The 13,652-nt window shown below is 40.1% G+C and carries 9 protein-coding genes; 4 read left to right on the top strand and 5 right to left on the bottom strand.

Going from position 1 to position 13,652, the window contains the following annotated elements; genetic code table 11:
- Positions 1–7: 7 nt before the first annotated feature.
- The 3 genes from PL_RS01400 to PL_RS01410 form a co-directional block, all read right to left on the bottom strand.
- Positions 8–1,042, bottom strand: coding sequence for a N(4)-(beta-N-acetylglucosaminyl)-L-asparaginase (locus PL_RS01400; protein WP_041885045.1), 1,035 nt, complete (start codon positions 1,040–1,042; stop codon positions 8–10).
- Positions 1,043–1,151: 109 nt separating this feature from the next.
- Positions 1,152–1,958, bottom strand: coding sequence for a nitrilase family protein (locus PL_RS01405; RefSeq protein WP_041885039.1), 807 nt, complete (start codon positions 1,956–1,958; stop codon positions 1,152–1,154).
- Between the two features lie 28 nt (positions 1,959–1,986).
- Positions 1,987–3,132 (bottom strand): methionine aminotransferase, encoded by a 1,146-nt coding sequence (locus PL_RS01410; RefSeq protein ID WP_348620823.1) that lies wholly within the window; start codon positions 3,130–3,132, stop codon positions 1,987–1,989.
- An 83-nt stretch (positions 3,133–3,215) separates the two neighbouring features.
- On the opposite strand from PL_RS01410, the gene PL_RS01415 reads away from it, so the two are divergent.
- The 4 genes from PL_RS01415 (at position 3,216) to PL_RS01430 (ending at position 5,573) form a co-directional block, all read left to right on the top strand.
- Positions 3,216–3,986, top strand: coding sequence for a queuosine precursor transporter (locus tag PL_RS01415; RefSeq protein ID WP_041885036.1), 771 nt, complete (start codon positions 3,216–3,218; stop codon positions 3,984–3,986).
- Between the two features lie 112 nt (positions 3,987–4,098).
- Positions 4,099–4,338 carry a hypothetical protein gene (locus PL_RS01420; protein ID WP_348620825.1) on the top strand — a complete coding sequence of 80 codons (240 nt, stop codon included), beginning with the start codon at positions 4,099–4,101 and terminating at the stop codon, positions 4,336–4,338.
- 111 nt (positions 4,339–4,449) lie between these two features.
- Positions 4,450–4,761 (top strand): RNA recognition motif domain-containing protein, encoded by a 312-nt coding sequence (locus PL_RS01425; RefSeq protein ID WP_041885026.1) that lies wholly within the window; start codon positions 4,450–4,452, stop codon positions 4,759–4,761.
- Positions 4,762–4,874: 113 nt separating this feature from the next.
- Positions 4,875–5,573 carry a lysoplasmalogenase gene (locus PL_RS01430; RefSeq protein ID WP_041885023.1) on the top strand — a complete coding sequence of 233 codons (699 nt, stop codon included), beginning with the start codon at positions 4,875–4,877 and terminating at the stop codon, positions 5,571–5,573.
- Here the strand turns inward: PL_RS01430 and pbpC are convergent.
- On the bottom strand, positions 5,570–7,960 hold the full coding sequence (gene pbpC / locus PL_RS01435) for a penicillin-binding protein 1C (RefSeq protein WP_041885021.1): 2,391 nt from the start codon (positions 7,958–7,960) through the stop codon (positions 5,570–5,572). The genes PL_RS01430 and pbpC overlap by 4 nt on opposite strands.
- 3 nt (positions 7,961–7,963) lie before the next feature.
- Complete coding sequence (locus PL_RS01440) at positions 7,964–13,543, bottom strand: alpha-2-macroglobulin family protein (protein WP_041885020.1); 5,580 nt, start codon at positions 13,541–13,543, stop codon at positions 7,964–7,966.
- Positions 13,544–13,652: the final 109 nt, after the last annotated feature.

Below are 13,652 nucleotides of genomic sequence, written 5' to 3' on the forward strand. Positions count from 1 at the left end.
GTAAATTTTAGTAATAACTTTTTCCGGGGATTAAAAGATCTTTGTTTTCATCTGTACAAACAGCATAACTGAATCCTTTCTGGATAGCATAAGCACCGTATTGTCCTTTTTTATTCAGCGCTAAAAATCCTACCTGAATTTCTTTAGCCTTTGCAGGTTTCTTTTTAATGATTCGCATTACAGCTTCTTTACAGGCTTCTTCTGGCGGATAACCCTGACGCATCAGTTCTACAACCAGAAAACTGCCTACATTACGGATTACTTCTTCTCCGACACCTGTTGAAGTAGCTCCTCCGATTTCGTTATCTACGTATAAGCCGGCGCCGATAATAGGACTGTCACCCACACGGCCATGTAGTTTAAAGGCCATGCCGCTTGTGGTACAGGCACCTGATAAATTTCCACTGGCATCAAGTGCCAGCATACCTATAGTATCATGATTATATTGATTACCAGGTAATCTGGTTGGAGCGGCTTTATCATATAGTTTATTCTCGATATTCATAATCGGCTCATATTTTGCTGTTTTAAGCCATTCTTTCCATGCTTTTTCACTTTCTGGTGTGAGCAGATTGATTTTCTTAAAACCATTTTCTAAAGCAAACTGTAATGCTCCGTCACCAGCAAGCATCACATGTGGTGTTTTTTCCATCACCAGTCTGGCTACAGAAATAGGGTGCATAATGTGTTCAAGAGCTGCAACTGAACCGCAATTGCCCAAATCATCCATAATACAGGCATCGAGGGTAACTTTTCCATCTCTGTCAGGTAATCCGCCATAACCTACACTTTGATTTTTCGGGTCTGCTTCGGGTACCTGAACACCCTTTTCAACAGCGTCAAGTGAGCGGCCGCCGGTTGATAATACTCCCCAGGCTGCATGATTAGCTGCAATACCAAAATCCCAGGTGGAAATAACTATCGGTTTTCCTGGGGTCTTTGTACTGGAAGAGGGCAGGATATTAGCCATTCCGCTTTTGTCAATCGCCAGCAGAGAGGCAGATAAGGCGGAGCATTTAATGAATTTTCTACGATCAAACATAAAAACGGTTTAGGTTATTGAGCTACAAGATTACATTAAATAAGTTATTAGTAAAAGGTCTTTAAACAGAAAAATCCGGCCCAGGCCGGATTTAAATATAGTTTTTTAATTAATTTATGAGCTTAAACTGATCAGCGTCTTTCAAAAACGGGAAGCCGCGGCGTATTTTTACCAGTTCTTCGTAATTTACGCTGAAAGTGTAAAGGTCCTCGTCTTCGGGTTTGTAGTAAACAGTATTACCAAAAGCATCTATACACATAGAGTGACCGCTATGATAAACTTCGTTACCATCATGACCAACACGGTTAACGGCAACAACATAGCTCTGGTTCTCTATTGCTCTTGCAGGGATCAGTGCTTTCCAGTGAGGTATACGTTTATCCGGCCAGCTGGCGATCACCAGTAAAAGATCATAAGCTTCGTCATTATTTCTTAACCAGACAGGGAATCTGAGATCATAACAAATGGCCAGTCTGATTTTCCAGCCTTTCAGTTCAACAACTATTTTGTCATTGCCTGAAGTATAATTCTGATCTTCTTCACCCATGCCGAAAAGATGTCTTTTATCGTAGTGCTGATATTCGCCGGTTGGCAGCATCCAGATCATCCGGTTATAATAATTGCCGCTTTCTCTGATAATCAGACTTCCGGTAATTACACATTCATATCTGGCAGCTGCTTCTGCCATCCAGGTCATTGTTTTGCCGCCCATTTCTTCTGCCAGTTCTGCTGCATGCATACTAAAGCCAGTATTGAACATTTCCGGCAATACAATAAGATCTGTTTTTTCCTTTACACCAGAAGACAAACGCAGAGATATATTCTGCAGGTTTTTGTCTATATTTTCCCAAAATAAATAAGCCTGAAAAATGGTTATTTTAAGATTATTAATATTGAGATTGTTTGGGTTCTCCATATATTGATAAGGTAATAGGCACGTGAAATTATAGTTTCATTAATCTTTCAACGGATTTTTCAAGCGTATCTTGCCTTTTGGCGAAACAAAAACGCAGTACCCGGTGATCTGTATTCCTGATATAAAATGCAGAAACCGGAATAGATGCCACACCGATATCTGTAATTAACCGCTTAGCTAGAACAGTATCTTCCTCATCACTGAAATGGCCATAGCTCACGCATTGAAAATAGGAACCTTTACAAGGTAGTAATTTAAACTTGGTTTGCCCGAGCATTGAACGGAATAAATCACGTTTCTCCTGGAAAAAGACTGATAGTCCGAGATATACTGAAGGATCTTTCAGGTAATTCGCTATACCTATCTGCATTGGCGTATTTACGCTGAATACATTAAACTGGTGGATCTTTCTGAATTCTTTCATCAGTGGCTCAGGTGCTATGCAATAGCCTGCTTTCCACCCGGTTGTGTGTAGTAATTTACCAAAAGAAGCCACTATAAACGTCCGCTCACGTAATTCAGCATAAGAAGCAAGTGAATTGTGTTTTACCCCGTCATAAACCAGGTGTTCATAAACTTCATCACTCAGAATCAGGACATCTGTACCTTTGGTTAGTTTAATTAATGCTTTAACATCTTTTTCCGTCAGTACCGTACCGGTTGGGTTATGCGGGCTATTCAGAATAATCATTTTTGTACTGGCAGTAAATAGTTTTTTTACCATTTCCCAGTCAATACTGTAATCAGGAGGGGTCATCTCATAAGATTTAACCAGTCCGCCCAGCATTTTTATAGTAGGAGCATAACAATCATAGGCAGGTTCAAAAATAATAACCTCATCACCAGCCTGAATACAGGCTGTCAAAGCAGTAAATATGGCTTGTGTGCCACCAGCAGTAATGGTTACTTCTGTATCAGGATGATAATTTGATCCATATTGAAGATTTACTTTATCGGCAACCAGCTCTCTTAAAGATTGAACACCCATCATTGGTGCATATTGATTATGCCCGTTTCTCATTGCATCCGCAACAAGTTCAATCAATTTAGGATCACAGTCGTAATCAGGGAATCCCTGAGAAAGGTTAATGGCGTTGTGTTCAGCCGCTAACTGGGACATCACTGAAAAAATAGTGTTGGATATTCCCGGAAGTTTCGAGTATGTAGCTATCATGTGCGGGCAAAATTATAAAATATTCGCTGTTTTATGGTGAGCGTGTTTAAAATTCAGTCTATATTTAATAATTTGCGATACGTATGACTTTTAAAACTAAAGAGAGCAGATTATTGCTTGTACTGGGGAGTTTTTTTGTAGCTAACACTATTCTTTCTGAATTTATTGGTGTTAAAATATTTAGTGTGGAAGGCACACTCGGGATAAAACATTTTAATATTAATTTATTGGGAGTTCCAAATCTGTCCTTTCATATGTCGGCCGGTGTACTGACCTGGCCACTGATTTTTATCATGACTGATATTATCAATGAATACTTTGGTATGAAGCAGGTTCGGTTCCTTTCGATATTAACCGCTATACTTATAGCCTATGCATTTTTTATAGTCTGGGGTGCAATGAATCTGAATTCGTCTGATTTCTGGGTAAATCAGCAGATTAACGGACGGATGCTGAACATGGACAATGCATTTGCGGGTATTTTTGGACAGGGTATGTGGATTATCGTTGGCTCCATTGCTGCATTTTTAATCGGTCAGTTTGCTGATGTACTTATCTTTCATAAGATTAAAAAGATAACAGGTGAACGGGCTTTATGGCTGCGTTCAACGGGGTCTACACTGGTGTCCCAGCTGATAGATAGTTTTGTGGTGATTTTTATTGCCTTTTATCTCAACCCTCAATATCACTGGAGCTGGCAGATGGTGGCCGCTATCGGACTAGTGAATTATACCTATAAGTTTCTGGTCGCTATTTTAATGACACCTATACTTTACGTGGTCCATAGTATAATTGATAACTATCTGGGCAAAGATCTGGCTCATAAATTAATAAAAATGGCAGGAAGAGGGTAGGCCTTATTTTATATTAGATATTTTTAAAACATTGAAAATCAGTTGTTGTTGTATAGTTGATTATTGAGCATAATATAGATTTAACTGTTGCTTAATAAATAAATTAAATTATATGAAAACGGTGACTTTTTCTTTTGATCATCCTGTGGCCGTTAAAGTTTTTTTTAACTGCACATCAGATCCTGAGCTTAAACAGGATATTAAATTTCTACGCAGTGACGAACATGGACTGCTGCATGTCCCGATAGAAGATGTTCCGCAGGGAATATGGAAACTTTTACTGGAATGGAATCATGACGGCAGAGACTTTTGTATGGAGCGGATAATTGAGCTGCCCGGCAGAAGTTTATAACACTTGTTTGTATCTTTTATACAATTAAATAAATATTTTATGGATTACTTACAATCTGATTGCAAATAAAAGGTATGATTTTTGTACCTTTGAGGAAATTTTTAGACATTAATGAAGATATTTATTACAGGCCTTCCTTTAGAAGTAGGGGAAGATGAATTAACAGCCGTATTTGGTGATTTCGGTCAGGTAAAATCACTTAGAATTATCAAAGATCGTGAAACTGGTCAGAGTCGTGGTTTTGGTTTCGTAGAGATGCCAGTAGACGAAGAGGCTAAAGAAGCGATTAAGAGAATGAACGGTGGCGATTACAATGGTAACCGTATCAAAGTTGCTGAAGCACAAGAAAAACCTAATACTGGCGGTGCTGGTGGTGGCGGTGGTTTCAAACGCAACAACAACAACAGAGAAAGAAGCTATTAATTAGCTTTTTTCTATTGGATCGATTTTTCTATCATCACATAGAGAACCAGGCTTTAATGGTATAATCCCTGGTTCTTATTTCAGATGGTTTTTAATTATGCTGGATAAAGGTTATGATAAGAAAATACCTGCTGTTTAACCTGGTTTACGCACTGCTATTTATATTAGTGCTGGTTTCCGGATACAAGCAACTGACGCTTTTGAACTATGGTTTAATACCATGTATTACGCTTATACCGCTTGTTTTTTTCTGCTTAACTACAAAATTAAGCGGCCGTTTCCATCAAAGGTTATTCACAGGATTGGTTTTCGCCCTTACCGGCAGTACTTTGTTTCTGCTGAGGGGGTATGATCCGTCCTATTCTTCATATGGGCTTATTGCCATTGTGATTTGCCATTTGTTTTATATTGGTGCATTTTACCTCGATTTTCGCTCCGCCCAGGAGCTCGATAAGAAAGGGGCCAGAATTGCTATATTCAGCAGTGCCATTATTTTTACTGCGTTTTATTTCTATCTCAGACCACATCTGGGGACTTTCAGACTGCCTGTACTGGTTTGCATTTTTATTGTTGCCCTGTTTGCTATGATGGCTGCCTTCAGAAATCAGCGTGTCAATCAGCTTAGCTTTAAGTTAATTCTTACCGGTGTCCTTTTTTTTATTGTAGCTGATGCGATTTTAGCACATACTTACTTTATCAATTCCTTCAAATCTTCTGATTTACTGATTGTTGTAATTTATATGATTGCCCAATATTTTATAGTTACCGGTGGTGCAGAACGTAAGCTCTTAAGACCATTATCTGCCGACTAATGTTTCTCTCTGTCCAGTATAGTAAATTGCTGTACAAATCTTTCTCCTTTATCATCCACCAGGGTTAATATATGTTTTCCTGATGTCGGGCTCAGACTAAGCTGATGATTATGTGCTGTTGTAGCTACATACTGATCATCTATATGCCAGTAGATTTTTGCAGATGGATTTTTATGGGTCGCTGTAAAGATAACTTTTCCTCTTTGTCCATCAAGTTCCAGTGGAATATAAATAGCAGCATTGTTTTTTGGATAGATCATATCCATTACATAATTATTACCTGCATCACCACATCCTTCCATAAATGGAGGAAGAGGTTTATAATCACTGTGTTTTATTTTATAATAATACTCTATCGCCGGTGGCAATATAAACCAGGACTGATGAATCATATCTGCCGGGCTGATACACTGATCGGTAACCCGGAAAGTACTGCTACGGTCAAGATGTATGGTTTTGTGGTAAGGACAGATCACTGTTTTTTCACCTGCAAAAGATACATATTCTTCAATACGGTCAGGACAGTACTGGCCGGCTTTATATCCACTTTGGAGACAGATAGATGTTTTCTTTAATTTGTTCTTGGGCATTTCAAACCATTTACCTGCAGGTAGTTGTCTGAAAATATCAAATAATACCGGTGCGGCAACATCTATTCCGGTTAATCCTGGCCGCCCTTCTCCATCTGCATTTCCAACCCAAACACAAACTACATAGTCGGGGGTAAGACCAATAGCCCAGGCATCCCGGAATCCAAAGCTTGTTCCGGTTTTCCAGGCCAGCCGCTGGGAAGATGAAAATTGTTCCCACAAACCTTCATCGCCCGGACGCATCAGTTCTTCCATCGCATTAAACGTACTCCAGATTGCCCCATTGTCTAAAAGAGAACTACGCTGAAGTTCATTTTCATCTGGTTTTTCATCTGGTTTTTGTTTGATATAACCCGGTGCATCATAGTCATGCGGATTATAATATCCATGATAATCATTGTAGTGGTTGAGTGATCGGGCCATACCCATATAAGTTTTAGCCAGGTCCCACATGGTTACTTCACTGCCACCCAGAATGAGTGATAAGCCATAATGATCGGCGGGTTGACTGAGCGTAGAAAACCCCATTTTTTTTAGCTGATCATAAAAACGCGGATATTTATAGGTCTGTAATAGCCGGACAGCCGGAATGTTCAGCGATCGGCTCAACGCACGATCAGCAGCTATCGCGCCATCATAACCAAGATCATAGTTTTGCGGGGAGTAATTACCTATTTGTGTAGGAATATCAGGAATTAGCGTTTTAGGCAGGATCAGTCCATCGTTTAACATACTTGCGTATAGCAAAGGTTTTAAGGTACTGCCCGGACTACGGGGAGCTCTGATCATATCAACATGACTTTCCAAACCTGCATTCTCCGGCTGATAAATATTTCCGGCATAGGCCATAACAGTACCATTACGAACATTTAATACGAGTGCTGCAATATTATCGATGTCATTGGCTCTGTACCTGTTGTTGTATCTTTTTAATAATGCATTGATTTTTAATTGTAAAGCTTCGTTCAATGTTGTCCTTACTCTGGTAGTTTTGATTTTCAAACCTGCTCTTTCAGTTTTAAATCTGTTCAGCAGGTGTGGTGCGTTTTGTGGTAATGGTCTGGGTTTACCTGGCACAGGCTCCAGTTTGGATAGGTTCGCGGTAGCCTGATCTATGATTTTTAATTTTGCCAGCTGATCCAGCAAGTTATTTCTTTTCGTGATCAGACGGGTTATATTGCGTCCGGGGTGTACCAGTCGCGGACTGTTTGGTAAGACTGCCAGTGTAGCCATTTCTCCCCAGGATAGCGTTTTCGGGCTACGGCCAAAATATCTCCAGGCAGCTGCCTCCAGTCCAACTACATTACTTCCAAATGGAGCGTTAGCTGCATATAGTTTAAGTATTTCTTTTTTTTTATGTCTTACTTCCAGGCGCAAGGCAAGAAATATTTCAAATAACTTCTGGATGATGGTCCGGTCTTGTCTGCGGCTCAGTCTGATGGTTTGCATGGTTAGCGTACTGCCTCCGCTTACAATTCCTTTAGCACGAAAGTTCTGACGCATAGCCCTCACCATAGCCAGCAGATCTATACCCGGATGCTGATAGAAACGTTTGTCTTCAAAGGCTATTATACATTTGGCAAATTTATCCGGTACTGAATCTGCAGCAGGAAAACGCCATTGCCCGTCTGAGGCAATGGCCGCATTCAACAGTTCGCCATTGGCTGCTTCTACCACATAAGAAGTAGGGGAAACAAAAAGTCTGGCAGGTAAAGCAAACAAAAACCAGCATAATAACAGGCATATTATGCCGTCACCAATCAGCAGTTTTGATACCGCGTTTATTTTTATACTCATTTTTTACTTAATCACCTGCACCCATTTTCCGTTTTGTGTAGCACTGATAGTATTGTTGTACATCGCTTCACATTGTATTGCTGAAAGATAATATTTACCGATATAAGAAGCGTTCAGTAACACCTTATAAGTTACGGTTTCATTTTCCCTGAGATTGAAATAGGTAAATACGCGATCATCTCTGATATCTCTGTAGGTATAAGGAGAAGAAGCAATGATACTTTCATTATCATTTACCCTTGTGTTGATAATCTCCCAGCCGGAAGGAAATATCTGGGTAAGCGCCATCTGCTCATACAACCCCATTTTACCAGGATTTTTCAGTACAACCTCTGCATAAAAATCCAGTCCCTGTTTCAATACGGAAGGATCAATTGGTTTTCCGTTTAGTAATTTATAACTAACAGACATATCAAGTATGTCAGAATTATTCGGTTTAAAGTTATTCTGACCTGCCGCTGGTTGTCCATCTAATATTAATCTGGCAAATAACACAGTCTGTCCATTATTGGTTACAGCTGCTGTTTTTCCTTTGAAATTAATAGGCAGGCTGCTTAAATACTGATTTTGATTGAATGTTCCCTTTTTACCATCCAGCAGATAAGTATAGTTCAATCTGGAAGAAGCAGAATTTTGCCCGCAGAATTTGGCTATGGATAATAAACCGTATGCTGTAGTTTGTGTACTGTACCAGTCATCTGTACCTAATTTTGCAGCTACAGTTTGTAATACCTGTGCCGCCCTTCCTTTCTGGCCCATTAGTGTCAGGGTTTCCAGAATCATGGCTTCATCACGACTGTCTGAGCCATATGTACCTCCCAGCTGGGTATAAGGTTTAACTGTAATATCCAGACCCTTAGTCAGTGCTGTTGCTGCAGAAGCCTGTCCGGCCAGCTGATAAGCTGCGGCCAATCTCCATTTAGCACTCACTGAAAGGTATTCAAAAGCCTTTAATCTGTTCATCGCTGCCATTTCAGGTTTACGTGCAAGTGCTAACACATACAGGCGATAGGCCTGCGAAAGATCGCCGCCATAAAAATTATTACTGTTTGGTACCCAGCTGCCCGCCTTTCCTTTAAGATAACGTAATACCTCGTCAAGCATGCCTACCGGAATATTATAGCCGCTGTTCTGCGCTTCTACCAGGAAATGACCAGCATAGTTTGTTCCCCATTCGTCAGCTGAAGGATCGCCTGGCCAGTAAGCCAATCCGCCTTCTGTAGTCTGGAAAGAACGCAATCTGTTAATTCCCGCCTTGATATTTCTATCCGTCTGAGCTTTCTGCTGTTCGTTCAGTGGACTTAGTTTGTTCAGAAATAATTGTGGAAAGACAGAAGAGGTAGTCTGCTCTACACAGCCATGAGGATATTGCATTAAATAACTTAACCTTTTTTTGAGGTTGACAGGAGGGATAGATGATAACTCAACACTTCCGGAATTACTGCCGGCTATACCTAAAGGCAGATAATCTGTAGTCCAGCTTTGACCCGGCTGAATAATTGCTGATACCACATTAGTTACATATGGATTTGGATTTCTGATATCCAGTTCAAGATCGTAAACTGCTTTTTCGGCACCACTTTGTGCTACAATTTTCACTTTGGCAATACCGGTGATCTGTGGTACTGTAACATCAAAATAAGCCATTTGTTCACCCGGTTGTGCATAAGTCAGCTGTCTTGTTTTAAGACCAGACACCTGGAGGTTTTGTGTTTGCAGCTGCACGGCGACATTTTTAAGATTGTTTTCTGTTGCGAAGACCGTCACCGGCAAAGTGAAACTCTCTCCCGGACCGACTACTCTTGGCAGGGTAGCCAGAACCATTAACGGCTTTTTCACCTGAACAGATTTCTCTGCAGATCCATAAGCACCATCCTGTCCTGCAACCACCATAGCTCTTACTGCACCGATATACTGAGGAAGTTTAAATTTATGGGTTTGACTACCACCTTTACCCAGGGCAAAAGGCCCCATGTATTTGACTACTGCAGTAAATCTGTTTGCTTTAGCCGGATTGAGGTTACGATTTACAGAACCATCTCCTCCAATACTTAGTATACGTTCCAGATTACCACCCCATGCACCCAGTACATAGTTAAACAGGTCCCAGGTTTTTACGCCCAGACCTTCACGTGCATAAAATACAGCATGAGCATCAGGAGTCTTAAATCTCGTTAAGTCCAGTAAACCTTCATCCACCAGTGCAATGGTGTAGGTCATTGCTTTTCCATTCTGCTCAGAAACAGTAATGGTGTTCTCCGTTTCAGGTTTGATTTTATCAGCCATTTTAATTACCGGCTTTAATATTGTTTCAGGATCTTCTATAACTAATGGGATAACACCATACATCCTTATAGGAAGATCGTTTACGGTTTGGGCATGTGGCTGCAACAACGTAATGTTGGCAAAAATATTTGGCGCCATGTTTTTCTCAGCCTTGAATTTAAACTGTGTCTGACCTTTTTTAGTGTCTGTCCAGAAAGTTTTTAAAACGCGGCTACCATTCTCCAAAGAAATTAAGGCTCTTCCGTTTTCGCCGGTAGGGATGGTTAAGACGATATCTTCACCTACTTTGAATTTGGTTTTGTTGGCCGTAAATGAAAGCATGGAAGCCTCGGTTGGATTAGCTGATTGTTCGCGCTGTGCCCATCCTGGCCAATCTACATAAACAGCTTTACCAGTGACATGGCCACCTTCAGCATCACGAACCAGAACCAGGTAGCGTCCCCATTCGGGTTCATCGATGTGCAGTGTCCAGTTGCCTTTACCATTTTGAAGAACTACATTTCCTTTTCGGATTAGTTTATTGTATTCATTCTGTGTAAAGTTAGCAAAAGAGTTTTGTGTATCCTGTTCCCACCACCAGCGCCATTGCACTTTATACAGCTCTACCTGAACAGTTTTAGACCCACTTAGCAGTTTACCATTACGGTCCACATTAACAATGGAGAAATTATGATCTTTACCTGTCATCAGCATTCCACTGAGTTTTTCTCCTTCAGGTGCTTTTATTCCATAATAATTGGTAAACACATGATAGGGGATAGAGAAATTGTCAATGCTGAAATTACCTCCTGCTTCAAATACCTTGGTGGTGAAATTGGCTTTCAGTACTCCTGGTGCTGTAGCATTATCATTGAGATTTGTGTTCACAGCGGCCATTCCGTTTTCGTTTAGCCTGCCTTCGAATATGGTTTTTACCTGTGATACAAAATTTACTGTTGGATTGTCAAAATTATAGCCATCAAAACCAGGGAATGTAGTTTTCATGGTATTCAGGTTCACATCTACTTTGGCTTTCAGGTTTTTTCCTGTAGCACCAAATAACCAGTTTGCTGAAAGGGTAGCGGGTGCTGCTGCTCCTGTACCCAGATATTTGCGGCTTCCAATGTCAAAACCGATTTTTAAACGGTTAGGCATCACGGTCTCTATTTTTATTGATTTTTGAAAGGATGCTCCTCCGGCTTTTACCTTGACACTCCAGTTCCCTGTTGGAGCTGTACTTTCTGTGGAAGTGCGGAAAGCGTAAAATCCATTTAAAGAAGCACCACTGACTGCCTTTTTAATCAGTTGTCCCTGTGGATTATATAATTCAAAGGTAACCGGATAGGCAGCAGGAAGTTTTTTGAGTTTATCTTCAAGAATGAAAGATAAAAAGAGTGAATCTCCTGGTCTCCAGACACCGCGTTCTCCGTAGATCAACCCTTTTAATCCGTTCTGTACCACATCGCCACCTACATCAAAACGGCTTAAAGGAAGCGAATATCCATCATCGAGCTTCAGGTATCCGCGTTCTTCGCCACGTTTTGCAATCAGCAGGAATGGTTTTCTTTTCAAATCAAAAGAAGCCATTCCGTCACCATCAGTTTTTACTGTATGAATAACCTGACGCTGGTAGTCCATTAACTCCAGAGTAACTCCGCTTATTCCTTTAGCGGTAAGCAGGTCAGTAGCCACAATCAGCATACTGTTGTCATTTCCTCTTTTAGCTACAAGGCCAATATTGGAAACTAGCAGATTTCTACTGGCAAATTTATCACTGGTATAGTAAGATGGTGTGCATGGATTATCTTTATCAGCCCATTTATATTCTGAACTGTAATAATTATTATAGCTATTCCAGAAATCATCATCCTCATCTATTTTTTCTCCATAATATCCATTTTGATTGTATTCAGCATCTGTTTGTTCTTTAGAGCTTTCTGTACAATTTAAAACATTATAGTTTTGACGGAAACTGAAGGTAACCCTGTACATTGCACCTGGTTCTGCTTTAATGATCTTGTCAAGATCAAGAACAAACCTGTTTTTTTTATGAAGATTTAATGTTTTATCCTCATCCAGACGAATCCTCTTCTGGAGTAATGGTTTACCAACGCGTCTTAATTCATTTGCTTCCTTGTAGTTATTGTTCTGGAAAAACTGAGGAATATTGTTTTCATATACTTTGATAATAGTGACATCTACTGCTTTGAGATTAACTGCTTCAAAGGGAAGGACCAGTTTTCCTGAGTTTGGAAGAATAGTACCGCTACCAGCAATAGTAACTGAAGGAAGTTTGTTTTCAAATAAAATATTTGCTGAAATAGCAGCATCAAGCGCGCGTTCATTACTGTTGACAATTCCTTTATTTACAGTGAGCATATAATTTCCAAGAAGCGGTTCCGGGGTATATATTTTAACCTGACTGCCGTCGATGGTAAATCTTAGATCTGAGGAAGTACCTAGAGTAATTAAACCTGTTAAATCCTGGCCTATGCCTACAGGTTCAGAGAATTGTACCAGTGCAAAATCTTCAAGATTCTGTACAGCCTTTGTGGCCAGTACCTTAAATACGCCATTGGCTGGTACGGCAAGATTTTCCTCACCTTTGTTTTTTGCATCTATAGCATCACCAGACCATTTAAGACTTAATTTTTCTTCTTTTGATGTCTTTTTGATACTGTCAATCAGAAAGGTTGATGTGTTTTTCTGCGGGTTATGCTGCCACTTTATCTTTAAGTGCTGATTAAAGTCCAGTTCCAGACACTTTTCCAGTAATTTAGGATCCTCTTCATCCGCCGTACTGATTTCTCCTGTCAGCTTCATATAAGTTAAGGAAGTATTATTCTGTGAAATTAATCCGTTCTGAGTTAGCATCAGACCAGGTTTGATGACATTGAATTCGAAATCGAACTCTTCCAGATCCTTCTCTGTTTCTGTTACCTTGCCAAGGTTAAATGTTGCGGTATAGGTTTTTCCGGATTCCAATTTTTCATCTGGCCTGAATTCTATAGTCTGTGCATCGATCCAGAAGGTTTTACCTTTTACAGAAGGGGAGAAGCTAAACAGATTGCGTTCGTCTGGTTTGCCAATTTCACCCATAGTTTTCACCTGTCCGGCCAGCTGTATTCTGATAAAACTCTTTTTGGAGACCGTACCTGAAGTATATCCTTCAATATATTTGGCGTAGGCCTGCTGATCTTCCGCTGATTTATGTTTTCTGAAAATAAAAAAAGCAGCTATTCCTATTAGAATAACTGCTATTGAACCAATTAAGAATGGTTTTTTGTTTTTGATGAAGATGTTCTGTTCAATATTCATATTTCTTGCCTGACGCTATGAGTAGCACTAATTTATTACATCTCTAAAGCACTTAAGGCTTAACTGATATAAGAAGCAAATTCTTTTTTCAGGATGTAATGTCAGGGAA

The sequence above is a fragment of the Pedobacter lusitanus genome, from assembly GCF_040026395.1.
GTDB lineage: Bacteria > Bacteroidota > Bacteroidia > Sphingobacteriales > Sphingobacteriaceae > Pedobacter > Pedobacter lusitanus.